Annotated in this window: 11 protein-coding genes; 3 read left to right on the top strand and 8 right to left on the bottom strand. The window is 73.9% G+C overall.

Features of this window, described 5'->3' with window-relative positions; translation table 11 throughout:
* Nucleotides 1-81 precede the first annotated feature (81 nt).
* On the top strand, nt 82-2,580 hold the full coding sequence (locus tag ACLQ20_RS24840) for a hypothetical protein (RefSeq protein ID WP_425857815.1): 2,499 nt from the start codon (nt 82-84) through the stop codon (nt 2,578-2,580).
* Between the two features lie 71 nt (nt 2,581-2,651).
* On the opposite strand, the gene ACLQ20_RS24845 is transcribed toward ACLQ20_RS24840, so the two are convergent.
* The gene (locus ACLQ20_RS24845; RefSeq protein WP_425857816.1) at nt 2,652-5,705 is read right to left on the bottom strand and encodes an alpha-mannosidase; all 3,054 of its coding nucleotides are present in this window, start codon (nt 5,703-5,705) and stop codon (nt 2,652-2,654) included.
* 188 nt (nt 5,706-5,893) lie between these two features.
* Here ACLQ20_RS24845 and ACLQ20_RS24850 point away from each other — a divergent pair, with 188 nt between their 5' ends.
* On the top strand, nt 5,894-7,879 hold the full coding sequence (locus tag ACLQ20_RS24850; RefSeq protein ID WP_425857817.1) for a hypothetical protein: 1,986 nt from the start codon (nt 5,894-5,896) through the stop codon (nt 7,877-7,879).
* A 63-nt stretch (nt 7,880-7,942) separates the two neighbouring features.
* Here ACLQ20_RS24850 and ACLQ20_RS24855 read toward each other — a convergent pair whose 3' ends face one another.
* From ACLQ20_RS24855 to ACLQ20_RS24875, 5 genes are all read right to left on the bottom strand, one after another.
* Nucleotides 7,943-10,771: an alpha-mannosidase gene (locus ACLQ20_RS24855; RefSeq protein WP_425857818.1), complete on the bottom strand. Its 2,829-nt coding sequence runs from the start codon at nt 10,769-10,771 to the stop codon at nt 7,943-7,945.
* Nucleotides 10,768-11,349 carry a D-sedoheptulose-7-phosphate isomerase gene (locus tag ACLQ20_RS24860; RefSeq protein ID WP_425857819.1) on the bottom strand — a complete coding sequence of 194 codons (582 nt, stop codon included), beginning with the start codon at nt 11,347-11,349 and terminating at the stop codon, nt 10,768-10,770. The genes ACLQ20_RS24855 and ACLQ20_RS24860 overlap by 4 nt, the downstream gene beginning before the upstream one ends.
* The gene (locus ACLQ20_RS24865) at nt 11,342-12,382 is read right to left on the bottom strand and encodes an ROK family protein (RefSeq protein ID WP_358121049.1); all 1,041 of its coding nucleotides are present in this window, start codon (nt 12,380-12,382) and stop codon (nt 11,342-11,344) included. Before ACLQ20_RS24865 ends, ACLQ20_RS24860 begins: the two co-directional genes overlap by 8 nt.
* 261 nt (nt 12,383-12,643) lie before the next feature.
* A complete protein-coding gene (locus ACLQ20_RS24870) occupies nt 12,644-13,690 on the bottom strand; it encodes a LacI family DNA-binding transcriptional regulator (RefSeq protein WP_151457031.1) in 1,047 nt (348 codons plus the stop codon).
* Nucleotides 13,691-13,712: 22 nt separating this feature from the next.
* Complete coding sequence (locus tag ACLQ20_RS24875) at nt 13,713-15,611, bottom strand: MBL fold metallo-hydrolase (protein WP_425857820.1); 1,899 nt, start codon at nt 15,609-15,611, stop codon at nt 13,713-13,715.
* Between the two features lie 103 nt (nt 15,612-15,714).
* On the opposite strand from ACLQ20_RS24875, the gene ACLQ20_RS24880 reads away from it, so the two are divergent.
* Nucleotides 15,715-17,802, top strand: a complete 2,088-nt coding sequence (locus ACLQ20_RS24880) for a beta-N-acetylglucosaminidase domain-containing protein (RefSeq protein ID WP_425857821.1) — start codon at nt 15,715-15,717, stop codon at nt 17,800-17,802.
* Here ACLQ20_RS24880 and ACLQ20_RS24885 read toward each other — a convergent pair.
* Nucleotides 17,758-19,296, bottom strand: coding sequence for an FAD-dependent oxidoreductase (locus tag ACLQ20_RS24885; RefSeq protein WP_425857822.1), 1,539 nt, complete (start codon nt 19,294-19,296; stop codon nt 17,758-17,760). The genes ACLQ20_RS24880 and ACLQ20_RS24885 overlap by 45 nt on opposite strands.
* Nucleotides 19,293-21,134 (bottom strand): hypothetical protein, encoded by a 1,842-nt coding sequence (locus ACLQ20_RS24890; protein WP_425857823.1) that lies wholly within the window; start codon nt 21,132-21,134, stop codon nt 19,293-19,295. Before ACLQ20_RS24890 ends, ACLQ20_RS24885 begins: the two co-directional genes overlap by 4 nt.
* Nucleotides 21,135-21,153: the final 19 nt, after the last annotated feature.

Consider the following 21,153-nt stretch of genomic DNA (forward strand, 5'->3'; position numbering starts at 1 on the left):
TCAGAGGCAAACTGGGGTTGCGACGAGGGACAAAGTGGAGTTGGATCCTGTGTGACAACGATGCCACAATCGGGGGCCAGAGTGCCGACCATCAGCCAGATCCTGCTCGTCGGACATACCCACCACGACGTGGGCTATACCAACAGCCCGCGCCTGCTGGACGACCAGCACCGGCGCGTCGTCGCCGAGGTGCTGCGGCTCTGCGAGGCGGACCCGGAACCCGGCCCGGCCCAGTTCCGCTGGACGTTCGAGGTGGCCCGGCCGGTGCTGCGCCACCTCGCCGAGACCGGCGAAGCCGGGGCGGCGCAGCTGCGGCGGCTCGTGCACGAGGGCCGGGTCGCCGTGACGGGTGGCTACCTCAACATGACCCAGCTGCCGTCCGATGCGGAGTTCGGGGCGGTGTACGACGCGCTCCAGGTGTTCCGGGCCGCCGGGCTGCCGGTGCGTACCCAGCAGCACGGCGACGTCAACGGGATCGCCTGGGGCACCGTCGAGGCGATGCGCCGGGCGGGGATGTCCCGGCTCGTGATGGCGCTCAACCCCGACCACGGCCGGGCGCCGTACGAGCAGCCGACCGGGTTCTGGTGGGAGGGGGCCAGCGGCCAGCGGGTGTTCGTGTGGCTCTCCACGCACTACGGCTTCGGCGAGCAGTGGGGGATCGTCGACGGTGACGTGGTCGCCGCCCAACGCCACATCGCGGCCTTCGTCGAGCGGCTGGCGGCGCGCCCGGACTACCCGTACGACGTCGCGGTGGTCCACGCGGCGAACGACAACCGCTGGCCGACGCCGCTGTTCCTCGACGTGGTGCGGCACTGGAACACCGTGCCGGGCAACCCGCCGATGCGCACGGCGACCATCGACGAGGCCCTCGACCTGCTGGAGCCGCAGGCCAGCCGGGCGGACGTGCCGGTCGTCCGCGGCGAGTGGTCGGACTGGTGGTCGCACGGTCACGGGTCCACGGCCCGGGAGGTGGCCGTCTACCGGGAGGCCCGGTCGTTCGCCCGGGCGGCCCAGACGAGTCTCGGGCTGACCCTGCTCCGGGGGGACGGCGAACCGGCGCTCGCCCACGTGCTCGGCTACCGGCGCGGGCCGACCCGGCTGCGCGACGAACACGAGGTGGTCGCCGACCTGGCCAGGGTGGACGAGGACCTGCTGCTGTTCGGCGAGCACACCTGGGGCTCCTGGGAGACGTACTCCAAGCCGCACTCCACCTTCAGCCACTCGCACTGGAACGCCAAGGCCGGATTCGCGTACCAGGCGTACGACCTCGCGCGTGACCTGGCCGTCGAGGGGATGTTCCGGCTCGCGGCGAGCGGCACGGACCCGGCCGGCGCGGCGCCCGTGCCGGCCGCGGGCGACGGGATCCTCGTGGTCAACCCGACCGAGCGGGACCGGACCGAGCCCGTCGAGGTCGAGCTGGACACCACCCGCCGGGCGCGGCTGGTCGCCCGGGCGCCGGCCTTCGGTGTGGCACTGCTGCCGACGCCCGGAGCGTCGACGGCGCGGACCGGCCGGGAGATCGCCAAGGGGCCGTACCGGGTGGTGGTCGATCCGGCGCGCGGCGGCGTGGTGTCACTGGTCGACCGGCGCGACGGCCGGGAGCTGGTGGACCCCGCCGTGCCGCACGGGCTGGGCGCGGTGGTGGTCGAGAGGATCCCCACCGGCTGCGACCATCCGATGGTGGTGCGCTCGCCCAAGGACTTCCATCCGGACTTCCCGGGACCGGACTTCGAGCGGCTGGTCGCCCGGGGCGAGGACGAACCGGCGATCACCGAGTCGGCCGAGCTGGCCACCATCACGTGGCGGGTCACCCCGGCGGATCTCCCGGCGGCCACCGTGGCGCTCACGCTCTACCGCGACGCCGACGTCGTGGACCTCGACGTGCACCTGGTCAAGCCCGCGCGGCTGGAACCGGAGAGCATCTTCGTGGCGTTCCCGTTCGCGGTGCCCGACCCGGAGTTCCTGCTGGAAACCGCCGGCGCGGTGTACGCGGCCGGGACGGAACAGCTCCCGGACACCAGCAGGGACTGGCATTCGGTCCAGCACGCGGTCGGTGTGACCAACCGTGACCACGGCATCCTGTGGGGCAGCTTCGACGCGCCGCTCGTGCAGGTGGGCGGCTTCCACACCGGGCGGTGGGCGCGGACCCTCGCGGTGGCCGGTGGACAGGTGAACAGCTGGCTGATGAACAACCTGCACTTCACCAACTTCCAGGCGAGCCAGGACGGCACCCGGCGGTACCGGTACCGGTTCGCCGCGCGCTCCGGCCCGGTGACCCGCGAGCAGGTCCGGGTGTACGGCCGGAACCTGCTGGAACCGTTGCAGGCGCGGCGGTACGCGGGGCCGGTCGGCGTGACGGGCGGCAGCGGGCTCCGGGTGGAACCGGCGGACCGCCTGCTCGCCGAGGTCCGGCCGGCCGGCGATCAGGCGGTGCGGGTACGGCTGCGCAACATCGGCGCCGAACCGGTGGCGGCCACCGTCGAGTGGGCCGGCCCGGGGGTGACCGGCGGCGGTCCGGTGACCGTCGCCGGCCACGGGATCGCCGACGTGACGCTGCGCCGCGCCGACCCGCCGTCCTGACCCCGGCGACCCGGGCGTGGTCTTCGCTGACGGACCAAGCGAAGACCACGCCCGGGTGTCACCACGCTCTCTCAGTCCCGCGCCGGCGTCAGCCGGAGCGTCACCACCTGGAACGGCGTCAGGGCGAGGTCGACGGCGTCGCCCTCGACCGTGACCGGGGCCAGCGCGGCGACCGATTCGTCCGCCCGCTCCAGCAGGTCGACCACCCGGGCCCCGGCGAGGCCGAACGAGGCGCTCAGGCGGGCACGGGCGCGTCCGCCGAGCGACTCGTACACCCGGACGATCACGTCGCCGGAGCGGTCGTCGGCCAGCTTCACCGCCTCCACCACGACGGCCGGGTCGCTGACCTCGATCAGCGGGTCCACCGCGTGCCCACCGGTGCGGCGGCGGACCGGCAGGTTGGCCCGGTAGCCCTCGCGTACCGCGTCCTCGATCTCCGCCCCGCAGACCAGCGCGTAGCCGAAGCGGTGCGCGCCCCGGTCGGTGTCCGGGTCGGGGTAGCGGGGGCCGCGGAGCAGGGACAGCCGTACGGTGGTCGGCTGCGCGCCCTGCGCGTCGCCGGGCGGCCGGCGCGTCACGTCGTGGCCGTACGTGCCGTCGTTGACCAGCGCCACGCCGTATCCCGGTTCGCCGACGTGCAGCCACCGGTGCGCGCAGATCTCGAAGCGCGCCGCGTCCCACGAGGTGTTGGTGTGGGTGGGCCGCTGGAGGTGGCCGAACTGGATCTCCGAGCTGGAGTGCGTGGCCTGGACGTCGACGGGGAAGGCCACCTTGAGGAAGGTCTCCCGCTCGTGCCAGTCCACCTCGGTCTCGAACCGCAGCACGCGCTCCCCGGCGGCGAGGGACACCGTCTGCACGTACGCGGAGTTCCGGTCGTTGCGGCTGATCCGGACGCGCACGCACCGGGGATCGTCGGCCTGCACCGTCAGCTCGGTGACCTCGGTGAGGTCGTGGCGCCGGTTGCGGTAGAACTCGTCGACGTCCCAGGCGTCGAACTTGTTCGGCAGGTCCGGGTGCAGTTGCAGGACGTTGGCCGAGCTGCCGGCCGGCAGCACCTCCCGGTCGGCCACCAGGTCGCGGATGGCCGCGACGGTCCCGTCGGTGGCGATGCGCACCCGGAGCAGGCCGTTGTCCAGCACGGTGCCGTCCGGGCCCGTCCGCACCGACACCGCGGAGGCGCCGGCGTCGGGCCCGGTGCCGTCCGCGGGGGTCGTCGCGATTCCGAGCGCCGGCACGCCGGGCCGCGTGTGCGGCGCGGCGTTGGCGACCAGCGGCACCGACCCCGGGCCGGTGAGCGCCGCGAGCGCCGCGTCGATCAGCGTCTCCAGCCGGTCGGCCAGTCTCGCGTACGTCTGCCGGGCCTCGCGGTGCACCCAGGCGATCGAGCTGCCCGGCAGGATGTCGTGGAACTGGAGCAGCAGGGTCTCCTGCCAGACGGCGTCCAGCTCGTCGTACGGGTACTCGTGGCCGGTCCGCGACGCGGCGGTGGCGCACCACAGCTCGGCCTCGCGCAGCAGGTGCTCGGTGTGCCGGTTGCCGCGCTTCATCGCCGACTGGCTGGTGTACGTGCCCCGGTGGTATTCGAGGTACATCTCGCCGTTCCACACGGGCGCGTCCGGATACTCGTGCTCCGCCTCGGCGAAGAACTCGGCCGGGGTGCGGATGGCCAGCCGGGGCGAGCCTTCGAGGTCGGCGACCCGGCGGGCGATCTCCAGCATCTCCCGGGTGGGCCCGCCGCCGCCGTTGCCGTAGCCGAACGGCAGCAGCGACACGGTGGAGCGCCCGTGCTCGGTGAAGTTGGCCACCCCGAACGCCAGCTCGCGCCCGCTCAGCTCCGAGCTGTACGTCTCGGCCGGCGGGAAGTGGGTGAAGACCCGGCTCCCGTCGATGCCCTCCCACCAGAAGGTGTGGTGCGGGAAGCGGTTGGTCTGGTTCCAGGACATCTTCTGGCTGAGGAACCAGCGGAAGCCGGCGAGGCGGGCGAGCTGCGGCAGGGACCCGGAGTAGCCGAACGAGTCCGGCAGCCAGACCTCGCGTGGTTCGATGCCGAACTCGGCGGCGAAGAACCGCTTGCCCTGGGTGAACTGGCGCACCAGGGCCTCGCCGCCCGGCATGTTGGTGTCGGACTCCACCCACATGCCGCCGACCGGCAGGAACTGCCCGCTGGCCACCTTCTCCGCCACGCGGCGGTACACCTGCGGGTGGTGCTCGCGCAGCCAGGCGTACTGCTGGGCGGAGGAGCAGGCGAAGACGAGTTCGGGGTACTCGTCGGCGAGCGCCACGACGTTCGAGAAGGTGCGCGAGCACTTGCGGATCGTCTCGCGTACCGGCCAGAGCCAGGCCGAGTCGATGTGCGCGTGGCCGACGGCGGTGACCCGGTGGGCGCTCGGCGCCGCCGGGGAGGCGAGGACGCCGGCCAGCCGTTTGCGGGCGGCGGGTGCGCTGCCGGTGAGGTCGCCGAGGTCCAGCTCGTCGAGCATCAGCTCCAGGGCGCGACGGATCTCGTGGTGCCGCGGGTCGGTCACGGCCAGCTCCAGGGCGAGCTGGTGCAGCACCTGCACGTCCAGGACGAGCGCGTACACCTCCTCGTCCCGCAGCGCCAGTTCCGCCCGGTCGAGCCGGTAGAGCGGCGTGTCGGGGGCGGTCTCCCGGTCCCCGAGCTGCGTGACGGTGCCGTCGAAGCGCGGGTTCGCCGCGGCCTCGACGTACACCTCGACGCGCTCGCCGCCGCCCGCCTCCCGCGCCACCGGCACGTACGCCGTGCGCGGCTCGATGCCCTTGATCGGAGTGCCGTCCGCCGTGTACGCGAGGCCCTCCGAGCGGAAGCCGGGCCCGGCCCGTTCGAAGCCGAGATCGACGATCAGTTCGACCCGCCCGCCGCGCATCCGCTCGGGCACCTCGCCGGTGAACCGGAACCAGGTGGTGCTCCAGGCGGGACCCCAGAACTGGCCCACGGCGAACGGCGCGTAGGGCAGCGCCAGCCCGACGTCGGCGGGCACCGGCTCGCCGGGCAGGTGGGCCGCCTCGACGGTCACGGGCTCGACGTCGCGGTGGATCGCGGGGATCAAGCGTTCGAGCAGAACCCGGTCGATCCGTTGGGTCAGGTTGGACAGAGAGCGATGCATCGGGAAGCTCCCGGGGGAGTGAGCGGCCGGGCCGCTTGTGGGAACGAATCCACAGACGCAACCACACGCTTTTTGCTTGTGTCAATGCGTCCTGTCCGGCCGATACCTGGCCCTGTAGGGGTACTTCCGCTATCTTGGCGGCTCAATAGTGGTATCGATCCCAGAGCGCGAAGGATGTGCACGTCACGGTGACCGGCTCCCTGCCCGCTGCGGTCGCAGCCCCCACGCCACTGCGCAACGCGGCCGGTCAGACGGTCGGCTCGGCGCCCGGAACGGTCGACGTCGTCTGGGCCGACGGTCGGACCGAACCGGCCGCCGACGGGCCGTTCACGGCCACCCTCGACTGGGCGCCGCCGTCGGCCACCGGGCGGCGCGACGTCCGGCTGACCGTCGAGTACCGGGGCGACGCGGTGGTGGACGCGGGAATCCGGTACCGGGTCGACCTCGCCGCCGACCCCGAACCGCCGTGGTGGTTGCTGCCCGGCGCGTTCTACGGCGAGAACCGGCCGGCGGACTGCCTGCGGGTGTATCCCCGGTTCGCGGTCGACGGCACCGACCACGCCGGCATGGTGAGCGACCACTGGGAGTTCCGGGCCGACCGGGCGGCCACCCCGGCGGTGTTCGGCTGGGCCGGCGAGGGCGGCGTCGCCCTGGTCGCCGACGAGACCACCGCCCTCGGCATGACCGGGCTGGGGTTCGGGCACGACGCCGGGCGCGGCTGCGGACACCTGCACCTGACGTTTCCGTTCCGGGAGGCGCCGGTCAGCTACGACGGATCCGCGGCACCGGGGCCGGCCGAGGTCAGCACGTACGCCTGGCGCCCGGGCGAGCGGGTGGAACTGGACCTCGCCGTCTACGCGCTGGACCGGGACCGGCACGGCTACGCGGCCGTGCTGCGCGAGGAGCACGCCCGCCAGGCCGCCGACGCCCCGCTGCGGCCCTGGGTCGACGTCACGCAGGCCGCCGTGCTGGCCGCCGAGGGGTTGCGCCGGTGGCACTACGCCGAGCCCGGCGTCCTGCTGGAGACGGTCGCGTTCGACCGGGGCATCAGCGGCCAGGACGGGCTGCCCGTGGACCGGCAGGCCATGCACGTGGGCTGGGTCAGCGGCATCCCGTGGGCGTACGCCCTGCTGGCCCACGGACGGCGGGTCGGCGCGACGGCCGACGTCGTGGCCGCGGTACGGGTCATCGACTTCTGCTGCGCCGAGCTGTCTCCGTCCGGCACCTTCTGGGGCGTCTGGTACCGCCACCGGGGCTGGTCGCAGAGCTGGTCACCGGTGCCGCACAGGCTGCACTCGCGCACCCTCGCCGAGGCGACGCAGTTCCTCGTCCGGGCCCTGGAGCTCGACGGCGACCCGGAGGGCTCGCGGCCGGCGTGGGTCCACGCGGTCCGGTCCAACCTCGACGCGGTCGTCGCCCGGCAGCGGCCGGACGGCAACCTCGGCTCGACCCACCACGCGCTGACCGGTGAGGTGCTCTCCTGGGCCGGCTGCGCGGGACTGGCCTGGGTGGGCGCGCTGGCCGAGGCCGCCCGCTGGGACGGGCCGGACGGCGCCGGGGGCGGGTACCTGGCCGCCGCCGTCCGGGCCGGGGAGTACTACGCGCCGTTCGTCGAGAGCGAGTTCCTGCACGGCGCGCCGGAGGACGTGGACCTGGCCCCCACCTCGGAGGACGGCTACGTCGCCGTGATGGCGTACCTGGCGCTGCACCGCCGCACCGGCGAGCGGCGCTGGCTGGACCTCGCCCGCCGCGCCGCCGACTGGACGCTGACCTTCCGGTACACGTACAACACCACGTTCCCGGCCGGCACCCTGCTGCACACCTACCGCTTCGCGACCCGGGGGGCCGACAACGCCTCGCCCTCCAACCAGCACCTGCACGCGTACGGGCTGATCTGCACGGCCGAGTTCGCGGAACTCTCCGCCGCCTGCGGCGACCCGCACTACGTCGAGCGTGCGCGCGAGGCGCTGGCCTGCTTCCGCCAGTTCGTCGCGCGCTTCGACGGCGACTTCAACGCGTACCGGGGGATGGTGAGCGAGCGGTACTACCAGACCGCCTGCTTCCAGCCGAAGGGCATGCTGCTGACGCTGTCGCACGCGTGGAGCGTGGGGGTGCTGCTGCTCGGCTGCGAGCAGGCACTGGCCGACCCCACCCTCCTGGTCCCGCCCCGCTGACCCCGGCCCGGACGCGGAGCGCGGGGGAGGGGTCAGCGGGGGAGCGGTCCCGAGCGCCGGGGCTCAGCCGCCCTCACGGCGGCGTTGGTTCGGGGCCAGCCGCTCGGCCGGCATCGTCGCGTCGGAGGACTCGCGGTCGGGCTCGGTGTTGCGCCGCCCGCCCGGCGCCGCCGGGATCGCCGACTCCGTGACCGACCCGGGCGACGCCTCGGCGAGGTCCCACTCGATGAGGTCGACCTCCCGGACGGCGCCCCCGTCGACCGGCACCCGGAAGGTGCGCAGCTGGCTGGGACCGAAGTCGGCCTCGATGGCCCGCCCGAGCACCGGCAGGTCGATGCGGACCCGGCCCGGCCGGCCGGTGGTCTCCACCGCCCGGACGACCAGGTCCGGGGCGGATCCGCCGTCCTCGTGGCCCTTCACGGCGGTCACCATCACCTGGTCACCGCCGTCGGACAGGTAGCTCTGCTGGGCGGGCAGCGGACCCCAGTGGAAGCTCTCCAACATGGCCCGGACCGGCGCGCCCAGCTCGGCCGCCCGCCGGAACAGGCCGGCCTGCCGCCAGTCGCCCCCGTGCGGCACGAGCAGGTAGCGGAAGGACTGGATCCCCTGGTCCTGGTACGAGTAGAAGCCGTCCGGATCGAGCTGGCGCGGATCGTGCCAGGAGTAGACGGGGCTGCGGACGGCCGTGATGCCGATGCTCGGGGTGTCCCCGTCGGGATCGCCGGGCGAGACGTCGTACCCGTGCTTGGCGTTGTTGACCACCGCGAGCCCGGCGGGCCGGCCGTCCACCGTGCCGCTGACGTCCACCCACGACTGGGCGGGGTTCTCCCCGCCGTCGACCGGCTGCCCGATGGACCCGAACGGGATCTCGTAGGTGGCGACCGGGTCGCTCACGGCCGTCGGGAAGCAGAGCTTGAGCAGGTGGGCCTGCTCCCGCCAGTCGAGGGTCACCCGGACCTCGACGTGGTCGTCGCGGTGCCCGAGGATGAACTCCTCCACCATCGTGGAACGGTTCCATGCCCGCTCCACCCGCAGCCGGGCGCGCAGCGGCCCCGCCTCGCGCAGGGTGACGCGGCTGGTCCACATGGGAGCCCCGGGCCACCGGTACGAGACGACCCGGTGGCCCCAGGTGTCCGTCGGGTCCTGGCAGATCTGGGTGTGCTCGCCCCGGGCGCCGGCGACCAGGTCCACCCCGGTCCGCTTGTCGAGCAGCCCGCGCAGCCATCCCGTCTCCGGGTCGATCTCCACCCGGAGCAGGTCGTTCTCCAGGACCGTGTCGGTGGCCCGCAGGTTGCCCGCCTGCCGCTCACCGGCCTGCGTGTCCGTCGGCGCGGCACCGGACCGCAGCCGGTAGAGCCGGTAGCCCAGCGGCGGCAGTACCGCCTCGAACACCGTCGCCCCGCGTCCCTTGTCGTCGGTGGTGGCCACCGACTGGGTCCGCTGGGCGAGCGTCAGGCGGTCGTCGGCGTCCACCACGTGCACCCCGGTGGGCTGGGTGCCGTACTGGAGTTCCACCTGCGCCGTCACCGGCCACGGGTGGGGATTGAAGACCAGGACGGGCTGGGTGCCCTCGGCCAGCGGGATGTCGACGTGCCGGGCGATCACGTTGTGCGTACGCGTGATGATCCGCTTGGCGACCGCCGCCGCCTCGCCGAGCTGGTCGCGGGCGTCGTCGTACGCGCTCTCGATCGCGGAGCCGGGCAGGACGTCGTGGAACTGGTTGAACAGGATCTGCCGCCAGGCCCGGCCGAGGTCGTCGGTGGGGTAGTCCAGCCCGAACAGCGTCGAGCCGAGCACCGCCCACCGCTCCGCGGACAGGATCGCGGCCTGCGCGCGGCGCTGCCAGAGCTTGATCCCGGAATGCGCCGAGTAGCAGCCCGGGGCGTGCATCTGCAGGTCGTCCCGCCAGACCGGCAGCTTCGCCAGCCCCTCCTCGCCCTGGTTCTTGGCGAACTCGTCGAAGTAGCGGGCCGGCGAGGAGATGACCATCCGGCCGAACGAGCCCATCCGGTCGTAGCGGTGGATGGACTCGATGTTGGCCCGGGTGGGCCCGCCGCCGTGGTTCCCGACGCCGAAGTAGATCATCATGTCGCCCAGGCCGTGGTCGAGCACGCCGAGCGACTTGTCGGTCTGCCCCGCCACGTCACCCGGCGGGCTGCAGTACTCGAACGGGATCCGGTAGGCGAGCACGCGGGAACCGTCGGGCGACTCCCACCAGAAGGCGGTGCCGGTCAGGTGGGACTCGTGCGGGCCGGGCCGCAGGAAGCAGTACGCGTGCATGCCCTGGCCGCGCAGGATCTGCGGCAGCATGCCGTGGTGCCCGAACGGGTCGACGTTCATGCCGACCGTGGCGGTGACCCCGAACTTCTCCTTGAGATAGCGCTGGCCGTGCAGCCCCTGCCGGACGAACGACTCGCCCGAGGGCATGTTGCAGTCCGGCTCCACCCACCAGCCGCCGACCATCTGCCAGCGGCCCTCGGCGACCCGTTCCCGGATCCGGGCGAACAGTTCGGGGTCGGACTCCTCCACCCAGCTCAGCAGCACCACCTGGTTGCAGGTGAACACGAAGTCCGGATACTCCTCCATCCGGTGGATCGCCGACCAGAAGGTGGCCCGGGTCTCCTGGTAGCCCTCCTGCCACGGCCACAGCCAGACCGGATCGAGGTGGGCGTTGCCGATCATGTGCAGGGTGCGTTGCGGCGTCGCCGCCGGGCGGCGCGCGGGGTGCAGGCCGGGCGGCTGGTCGCCGGAGGGGGCGTTGGCGACCGGCGCCGTCGGGCGTCCGGTGGTGGCCTCCGCCGCCGTCCGCTGCCGGGGCGGCTCCGCCGTCGGGCCCGAAGGCGGTTCCATCGGCGTGGTGCCGGTGCCGTCGCGGTGGTCGGGCTCGGTCACGCCGTGGGCTCCTCGCCGGCGGCCCACGCGTCGACCATCTCGCTGATCACGTGCAACATCAGGGTGTGCATCTCCTGGATCCGCTGGGTGCTCTTGCTGGGCACGAGCAGGGCGTGGTCGGCGTGGATGCGGGCCGGACCGCCGTCGCCGCCGGCGAACAGCACCGTCGTCGCGCCGCCGGCCTGCCCGGCGGCGAGGGCCGCCACGACGTTGGGGGACCGCCCCGAGGTGGTGAAGGCGATGACCACGTCGTCCGGGCGGGCGAGCGCGCGCACCTGGCGGGAGAAGACGTCCTCGTACGAGTAGTCGTTGGCGATGCAGGTCATCACGCTGGCGTCGGTGCTCAGGGTCACCGCGGGCAGTGGCCTGCGGTCGCGCTTGTAGTGGCCGATGAGCTCGCCGGCGAGGTGCTGCGCGTCCGCGGCGCTGCCACCGTTGCCGAGGGTGTAGACGACGCCGCCGCGGGCGAGCCGGTCGCAGACGAGCTCGCCCACCGTCCGGATGTCGTCGGCCAGCGTGGTGGTCGCCTCGGCGACGGTCACGTGGTCGTCCAGTTGGGTCTTCAACCAGTCAGACATGTGCTCGCTCCACTCGCAGGTTCCGGGTCAGCCCGCCGGCCGGATCGGCCTCGGCGAGCAGGTCGTGGCCGATGGCTCCGGCGCCCACCACGCAGACCAGGTCGCCGAGTTCGGCCGGGACGACGCGGGCGACGCGGGCGGCCGGCGCCATGGCCTCCCGCGCCACGAGGGCGCGGACCGGGTCGATCAGCATGGCTCCGGCCCGGGTGACGCCGCCGCCCAGCACCACCATGTCGGGTTCGAACGCGTTCACGAGGTCGGTGACCGCCGCGCCGAGCAGGTCGACGGTCTCGGTCCACACCCGCACGGCGAGCGGGTCGCCGGCGGCGGCCGCCGCCGAGACGTCCGCGGCGGTCAGCCTGGGCAGCGCCGACATCGACGAGGCCGCGCCACCGGCCAGGGCCTCGCGGGCGCGCTGGGCGATCGACGTGCCGGAGGCGTACGCCTCGACGCAGCCTCGCCGTCCGCAGCCGCATCGCCGGCCGCCCCGGTGCACGGTCAGGTGCCCGAACTCCCCGCCGTTGCCGGCGGCGCCGCGGTGCGGGGTGCCGTTGATGACGGCGCCGCCGCCGACTCCGGTCGAGACGGTCAGGTAGAGCATGGTGGTGGTGCCCCGGCCGGCGCCGAACCGGTATTCGGCGATGGCGCCGACGGTTGCGTCGTTCTGCAGCGCGAACGGCACCCCGAACGCGTCCGCCGCGAGCGGCCCGATGGGCACGTCCGTCCAGCCGGGCAGGTGCGGTGGCGACAGCAGCCTGCCGGACGGCGCGTCCAACGGTCCGCCGCAGGCGATGCCCACCGCCCGGACGGGGCCGACGCCGGCGAGTTCGACGGCGCGGCGGCCCATCTCGAAGAGCCGCCGTGTCACGACGCGCCAGCCGTCCTCCCGGCGGGTGGGCTCCACCACCAGGCCGTGGCTGGAGCCGTCGGCCGTCACCACGCCCACGGCCAGCTTCGTGCCGCCGATGTCGAGGGCCAGAACCGGGCCCGGGCTGCCGGCGGGCGGCAGGGCGAACGGGTCAGGGTCGGTCATGGGAGTCCTCTCGGTCGGCCCCGGGGGGTGGTGCAGCGGGATGCCTGCGGGGTCTCCCGGGGCGGCCGTCGGAAGGCCGGCGTCTATGGGATCGATCCCAGACAGAGCCTAGGAGTGAGCCCGGACATCGTCAAGCGAGGGCAGCCGGGTGGTGCTACGGCGCGTGGGCGGGATGCGGCGGCACGTGTTCGTCAGCAGTGCCGGGTGACGGAGCCGGCGCGTGCGCGCCGGTGCGGTCGGGCCGGCGCGTCGCCGCCCCGGTCAGCGCGTCCGGGGCGGGGCCGTCGAGCCGCGGGAGGTGACCGTGGCCGAGAGCAGCACGGTCCGCACCGGCGCGTGCGGCGACTGGATGCGCTCGAAGAGCTGGGAGATGGCCGCCTCGCCGAGGGCCACCGGATCCTGCGCCACGGCGGTCACTCCGGGCTGGACCAGGCTCATCCACGAGACGTCGTCGAACGACACCAGGCTGAGCTGATCGGGGATGGTGAGGTTGAGTTCGGTCGCGGCCCGCCACACGGCCTCGGCCAGGACGTTGTTGGCGGCGAACACGGCGGTCGGCGGCTCCGGCCGGCTGAGCAGCTTGTGGGCCTCGATCCGGGCGGCGTCGACGTCCCAGCCGGCGCTGACCACCAGCGAGTCGTCGAAGGGCACGCCGGCCGCCGCGAACGCCGCCCGGTAGCCGGCGAGCCGGTCCCGGCCGGTGGTCCAGTGCATCTCGTCGATCACCATCGCGATGCGCCGGTGGCCGAGGTCCAGCAGCTGCGAGGTGACCTGCCGGGCGGCACTGCTGTTGTCGACCATCACGGCGTCGCAGGCGCCCAGCGAGAACTGGCGGTCCACCTCCACCACCGGGATCCGCTGCCGCGCCAGGTAGGTGCTGATCTCCGCCGACACAGGGGTGACGATGACCCCGGCCACCCGCAGGGCCACGAACGCCTCGGCCGCCTCCGCCTCGACCTCCGGGGAACCGCCGTCGTCGGCCAGCATCATCGTGTACTGCCGCTTGCGGGCCTGCTGGCTGATGCCGGCCGCGAGCCCGGCGTAGAACGGGTTGTTCAGGTCCGACACCAGCACGCCGATCGACTGGCTGGCCTGCTGCCGCAGGTGCCGGGCGGTCGCGTCGGGCACGTAGCCGAGGCTGCGGGCGACCTCCCGGACCCGGTCGCGCACCGCCGGTGCGACGTACCCGCGACCGGTCAACGCCCGGGAGGCGGTCGACCGGGACACCCCTGCCGTCTCGGCGACCTCCCTGATGGTAGGCCGACGTGCCGGAGGGAACCCGTCGGGCACCGTCAGCCCACTCTTCATTCGGCCACCCGTCCCGCTTCCGTCACGTCGACCCAGCTTCTGTCACGTCCACCAGTGCCTCCGCGTGCTGACCCAGGTGGAGATCGCCGATGCTCACATCGACGGCCATCCGGGCCCGTCGTCGCGCCGGCCCTGTCAGCGTCACCTCGACCTCTATCTCCCCCCGCCCGAGCGGGGGCAACGAGATCGCCGCGACGTCCGGCACAGCGACCCAGCCTACCGGCAGCACAAGACATACCACGGCTTTCTCGACGGAGGGTCGTGGGTTGCTCACGCTGACGACGAAGCGGGCGACCGTGCCAGTCTGCGCCCGTGAGTAGTACGGCGCAATTCGGGCGAGTACGCCGTCCGCGACGACCTCGCCCTCGTCCAGCGGCAGCAGGTCCTGGTGGACCCGGACGAGTTCGTCGCCCGCCTCGGTCAACAGCTCCAGGTAGTCGTCGGTGACCCAGCGCGGCGCCCAGTGCCCCGAGACCATCAGCCCCGGGCCGACCCGGCGGTACAGCTCGGCGCTCGCCCGGTAGTCGCCGATGCGGAAGCGGTTGCGGTACTGGTAGTTCAGGACCTCGCGGGGGCCGCCCCGTACTCCCGAGCCGACCTGTTGGTCGCTGGTGACCAGCACGGTCACCCCGTCCACCACGAACTCGTACGCCGCCGCGTAGAGGGTGTGGCCGGGCAGTTCGTGGACCATGATCTCGTACTCGTGCCAGGTGAAGCTCTCGCCCAGGGGGAGCCGCCGGTCCACCGGGATCGGGTCGTACCAGGTGCACGGCAGGTCCTCGACCATGGGCGCCTCGAGGATCCCGGCCACGTTCTCCGGCGCCCAGATCTCGGTGCCCGCCACGTCCCGCAGCAGGTTCATGCCGGCGACGTGGTCGTCGTGGTAGTGGGTCGGCAGGGCCACCTCGATCGACGTGACGCCGTGGTTGCGCCGCAGCGCCGGCAGGGAGGCCAGCCAGGGGCGGCGCGACGCCCGGTCGGTGCCCGAGGGCAGGCCGGTGGTCATGTCGTAGCCGTAGTCGATCACGAGCGCCGCGCCCGTCTCCGACAGCAGGACGTAGCTGCACGAGTTGCTGGTCCGGTTCAGCAGCAGGTGCTCGGTGAGCGCGGTGAACGGGTTGTCCAGCCGGTCCCGCAGGTCCCAGGGGTACGGGCGGCGCGAGTCGACGTACTGGCCCATCCGGGTGGCGAGCAGGCCCAGGGCCGCCCGCGGCTCGTCCATCGGCTCGCCGTGCGAGGGCAGCAGCAGGTCGAGGTCGCGCTCCATGAGCTGGTAGCAGCTCAGCACGGTCATCGCCGGACCCTCGTTGTCGGTGTACGACCACTGCGTGGCGGCCAGCGACCAGACCTTTCCGGGGGCGTAGACCAGGTCACCGGTGAACGCGAGGCGACGGCCGCCGCGCTCGACGAGGTAGGTCACCGACCCGGTGGTGTGGCCGGGCGTGGGTACCACCTCGACGGTGGTTCCCGCGTACGTGCGGCGCCGGTACTCGGGCACCACGTCGTGCACCGGTACCGACTCCAGTAGCGAGAACCTGTCCTGCCGCAGGTTGTAGTCGTTGTGGAGGGTGCGCGCCTGCCACATCCCCTCCACGTCGGCGAACAGGTCCCGCTCGACCGGCGGCACGTGGATCCGGATGCCCGCGGCCACCGCCAGGGGCAGGCCCTGCCCCTGGTCGCGGTGATGGTGGGTCATCAGGACGTCGGTGATCCGGTCGATCCCCATCTCGGCCAGGTGATCGAGGGCGAGACCGGAGCCGAAGTCGATGGCGAAGGCGGTGCGCGCGGCCGAGGTGCCGTCCCGGCCGGTCACGCCGTCCGGTCCCTCGGACCCTTCCGGCGAGCGCACCACATAGACGTTGCAGGTGTCCCTTACCCGGAAGATGCCGGGCGCAATCTCCGATACGCGCGAGGCGGTCATGTGCGGCATGGTATCGATCCCATAGGCCCTGGGGAAGATTCAGTATTCGCACCAGGACAAGCGTTGGTTCATAAGGGAAGGACCTGCTGATAACGTTCCCAGAATGTCGGCTCTCATCCCCTCCCCGGCTGGTCAACCACCCCCCGCCCTGTCCACCCGCGGCACCGTCGAGGGCTTCTACGGCCCGCCCTGGTCGCACGCCGAGCGCATGGCGCACCTGGAGTTCTCCGCCCGCGTCGGCCTGAACGCGTACGTCTACGCCCCGAAGAACGACCCCTACCACCGGGCCCGCTGGCGGCACCGCTACCCGGCACCCGACCTCGCCCGGCTCGCCGAGCTGGCGGAGACCGCCCGAACGCTGGGCGTCCGCTTCACGTACGCGATCAGCCCCGGCCTGTCGATGCGCTTCGCCGAGGAGGTGGACTACCAGGCGCTCGCCGCGAAGGCCGCCCAGTTGCACGACGTCGGGGTGGACTCGTTCGCCCTGTTCTTCGACGACGTACCGGCCGAACTGACCCGGCCCGAGGAGGTCGACCGGTGGCCCGGCGCCGGGGCGGCCGGCGCCGCGCACGGCGAGACGTGCACCCGGTTCGTGGCGGAGTTCCTCGCGCCCCGTGGCATCCGGGAACCGCTGCTGGTCTGCCCCACGGACTACGCCGGGGTCGAGGAGACCGCCTACCGCCGGCGGTTCGCCGCGACCGCCCCGCCGGACGTCGTGGTGGCCTGGACCGGGCACGACATCGTGGTGGGCGAGGTGAGCCGGTCGGACATCGACAAGGCCTCCGCCAGCTACCAGCGCCGCCTGATGCTGTGGGACAACTTCCCGGTCAACGACTTCGAGCCGAGCCGGCTCTTCCTCGGTCCGCTCACCGGGCGCACCACCGAGCTGGCCGGCTCGCCGCTGGTTGGGGTGCTCGCCAATCCGATGATCCAGGCCGTGCCGTCCCGGATCCCGTTGATGTCGGTGGCCGACTGGGCCCGCGAGCCGGATCGTTACGACCCGGCGGCGTCCGGCCGGCGGGCGCTGGACGCGGTGGCCGGGGCCGGAGCGGAGCACCTGGCGCCGCTGGTCGGGGTGTGCGGCTCCTGGCCGCCGAGCGCCGAACCGGACGCCGAACTGGTCCGCGCGGTGGCCGACACCCTCGCCGGGCGGCCGGACGCCGCCGGGGTGCTGACCGGGCGCCTCACCGGGCTGGCCCGGGCGTGCCGCGCGGCGGCCGAGCCGGAGCTCCTGGTGGCGGCCCTGCGCCCGTGGCTCGTCGCGGGCGCCGACATGGCGGCGGCGGGACTGGCGGCCGTCCGCCTGCTGGACACCGCGACCGCCGACGCGGTCGAGGACACCCGGCGGGCCCTCGCGCGGGCCGAGAGCCACTACGCCGACGTCCTGCGCGCGGTCGTCCCGCCGTTCGTGCGGGAGGTGTTGGACCGCACCGTTCAGGCGGACCCGGGGCCGGCAGGACAGGCGGAGCGGGACGCGGCCGGCCGCCCCGCTCGCGCCGACGGTCGGCCGGTGGCACTGCTGGTCACCGGCGAGCGCCGCACGGCCGGGGACGAGGCCGTCGCCGCGCTGCTCGGCGAGCGGGGGTACGCGGTGTGCCGGCGGCACGCGCCGGGCCCCGACGAGGTCGCGGCGGCGTCGCTCGTCGTCGTCACCCGGGGCGCCGACGGACCGGCGATCGAGGCGGTCGCCCACGCCGGCGCACCGCTGCTGGCCTGGCACGGCCTCGCCCCGCTCGGGCTCGCCCGGCACAGCGAGGTGCTGCTCGCCCGCGACCGGGTGCGGATCGTGGATCCGGCCGACCCCGTCGCCGCCGGGCTCGACGACGTGGTCACGGTCTACCGGGGACCGGCCAAGCTGACGGTCGCCGAGGTCGGGCCGGACGCGCAGATCGTGGCGCTGGTCGTGGACGAGAACCGCCCGGCCCTGTTCCGCTACCCCCGGGGCGCCCGGCTGGCGGACGGGACCGTCGCACCCGCGCCGCGGGTCGGCGTGTTCCTGGGCGCGGACGGCCTGGCGCCGTGGCTGATGACCGCCGAGGGGAGGGCGCTGGTCGTGGCCGCGCTGGATGCCTGCGCGGCCCCGGGCCGTTCCGCGCCCGCCGCAGGGGAGCGGCCGGGGCCGGCCGCCCACCGGCAGCGCGGGACGTCACAGCCCGAGGATCTGCCCCGCGTCCCGGAGGTGTCGCTGTAGCAGCGGGGTGTCCACCGACTGCACGGGACGGCCGTCGCGCAGCGCCAGCGTGGCGGCCAACCCGGCGACGTGCCCCAGCATCTGGTACTGCACCTCCATCCGGATCGACGAGAACGCCACGTGCGAGGCGGAGACGCAGACCGGGACGATGAGGTTCAGGCAGTCGGCGTAGCGGGGCACCAGCGCGCGGTACGGGATCGGGTACGGCGGCGTGGGCACCGACAGGTAGCCCTCGGTGAACACCATGGCCACCGGCCGGGGATGCTCGGGCACCCACCGCCAGGTCCGCTGCACCTCCCGGACGTCCAGGTGGTACGAGCCCAGGGCGACGACGTCGTGCTGCGGCCGGGCGCCGAGCAGGTCGTGCTCGGTGAGGACGTACTCGCCGAGCATCCGGCGCGCCTCGCGGACGTAGAGCTGGTGCGGCAGGTGCCCGGTGTCGGGGAACTCGTCGGCCGGCAGGCCCCAGCGCCGCAGCTCCCGCCGTACGTTCGCCGGAACGGCCGGGTCGTTGGCCAGGAACCAGAGCAGGTCCTGGGTGTGGTGCAGGTGGCGCAGCCGCAGTTCCTCCCGGCGCACGGGGTCGGCGTCGGGATACTCCCAGGCCGAGCCGTCGAGGACGTTGAGCGAGAACGGGCCGAGCGAGTTGCCGTCGCACTTGCCGTTGGGCAGGTTGGCCTCCAGCCCGAGCAGTGCCCCGGCCGTCGGCTCGAAGCCCTGTCGGCGCCAGTGGTGGAACAGGCGGCGGCCGAGTTCCCAGTGGGCCTCGTCGTAGCCGTCGCGGCGGGAGAACGGGATCCGGTCGGCGTCGGTGGTGAGGCAGACCCGGTAGCCGTACGCCATGACGCCGCCGTCGCCCGTGCCGACCGGGGCCAGCGGGCCGGTACGCAGCTGCGGCAGCACGGGGCCCTCGCGGTGGCCCGCCGGATCGTCGGAGAAGGGGGAGATGAACGGGGGCATGGTGTGCCGGCCGGGCAGCAGTTCCTGGCGTCCCGCCCAGCGCTCCCCGTACGACGCGCGGTCCTCCCGGCCCACGGCGTACGGGATCCCGGCGAGCGCGAGGAGGTCTCCCTCGTAGCTCGCGTCGACGAAGACTCCGCCCGCGAACGTGCGGCCGTCGCCGGTGGCCACCTCGACGATCCGACCGTCCCGCAGCCGCGCCGAGCGCACCGCGCTGTCGGTGACCAGCCGGATCCTCGGGTGGTCGAGCCAGCGCTGGAAGATCGCCTCGGCGACCCGCGGCTCGGGGCCCGCGTAGTGGCCCACCGACACGCCGTAGTGCTCCGCGACCTCCCGCGGGAACCGGGCGGCCGGGCCGCCCAGCACCCGCACGTCACCGACGTCCGTGTAGCCGAGTCCGCCGGAGGTCATCCCGCCGACGTGTCGGCCCGGTTCGAGGAGCAGGACGTCGGCGCCCGCGTCCGCGGCCGCGACGGCCGCGCACACGCCGGCCGAGGTGGCGGCGTACACGACCACCTCGGCCGGCGTGCTCATCCGACCCCCAGCGGTCGGCGCGCGGTCGCCGCCGGAGCCTCGCCGGTCGTCTGCCGCCCGGCCCGGTAGTCCCGCCAGGTGCGGGCCACCAGGGCGAGGTCGTCCCCGGTCAGCTCCTCGGCGGAGCGGTCGACGCGTTCGGCGTAGTAGAGCGCCGGCACGCCGAGCCGGCGCTGCGCCTCGACGTACGCGCGCCACTCCGCCCGGTCCGCGATCGGCCACTGGTCGGTGTCGACGAGATGGTCGGGCATCGTCGCCGCGACCACGGCGTGCCGGAAGGCGAGCTGGTCGACGGCCGGGACGACCCCGCCGTCCGGATCGCGTTCGAGGATGTCGTTGAGCCGGATCATGTCGCAGACGTCGCCGAAGCCGGGATGCGGCGTGTGGGTGACGACGAGAGCGTCCGGCTTGACCGCCTTCGCTGCCCGGTACAGCGTCTCCAGCATCCGGTGCAGCGCGGCGATCCCCCACGGGGCGTCGGCCGGGGCTCCCGGTCGCCGCAGCCCCCGACCGGTCGGCGCGCGCTGGGTGAAGTCGATCTTGAAGCCGTCCGCGTCCAGGCCGTCCGGACCGAGCAACCCGGTCACGATCCGGGCCAGCCGGTCGAGGTACGCGGGGCTGCCGGGGTCGACGGCGACCGGCCGCCCGCCCGGGTCGGTCACGCACTCCGCCGACGGCAGGCCGGTCGGGTCCCACGCCTTCCACCAGAGCAGCACCCGCTGGCCGGCGGCGTGCCGCTGGTCGATCCAGGACCGCAGGTCGGGCCAGCGGGCCGGGTCCGGCTCGGCGGTGCCGTACGCCAGCTGCCAGCGGTCGTCGATCACCACCGTGCCCGGGACGACGCCGTGTTCCGCGAGCCGGCCGAGCCAGCCGTCGTAGCGGTCCTGGCGGGCCAGGTCGAAGGCGACCGGCAGGCCGTCGGGCACCAGCGCCGGCCCGAGCTCCGACAGGTGGTACGGGTACGACATGGGCTGGCCCGGGATGGGCGCGGCGGCGCACTGCGCGCCCCAGCCGCAGAAGATCGGCTCGGTCCACCAGCCGGCGCGGGGCGTGGCCGCGGCGGCGGGCGCGAAGCCGCGCTCCACCAGGTCCGCCCGGTACGTCGCGAGGCCCTGCCACGGGTCGGCCGCCGGCCGGAGCACGACGGTGGGGCTCTCGAACGACCCGTCGACGCGCGTGTGCCCGTCGTAGTCGAGCTCCAGCAGGAAGCCGCCGTCCAGCGGGACGTACCGCAACTCGGTGAAGCGCAGGTCGGCGACGTGGCCCAGCACTCCCGCGGTGAGCCAGCCACCGTCGGGGACGTGGGTGGCGTGCCGGGCGGTCTCCCGCCCGAACGCCAGCAACAGCGGCGGCGGGGAGAAGACGGCGTGCAGCCGTCCGGCCGAGGCGTCGCCGACGACCCCGAGGGCGGCGGCGGTGGAGGCCGGCCGCACCACCTGGACCGGCTCGGTGGGGGTGGGGTTGAACACCGAGGCGAAGTCGGTCGAGGAACGGAAGGTGCCGCACGCCCCGCTCGGCAGGACCGCCCGGCCGCCCAGCAACCGGACGTCGCCGAGCGTGCCGGAGCCGGTGACGCCGACCGACGCCTCGATCCGGTCGGCGAAGCAGCGGAGCCGGACCGACTTGGCCGTCCACGCGGTGCTCCGGCAGGCCAGTTCCACCTCGACGACGTCCTCGCCGTCGTACCGCCCGGCGGACACCACCGGCTCGTCGAAGTCGTACGACTCGTCCGCCAGGTCGACCCGGTCCACCGAGGCCAGCAGGCTCAGCCGGGACCAGATCCGGCCGTCCGCGTCGGCCAGGACGGCGAGCCGCTGCGGCGCGCGTACCTGCAACACGTAGCCGGCAGCCGTGACG

The sequence above is a fragment of the Micromonospora sp. DT46 genome (genome assembly GCF_049841735.1).
In the GTDB taxonomy this organism is placed as follows: domain Bacteria; phylum Actinomycetota; class Actinomycetes; order Mycobacteriales; family Micromonosporaceae; genus Micromonospora; species Micromonospora reichwaldensis.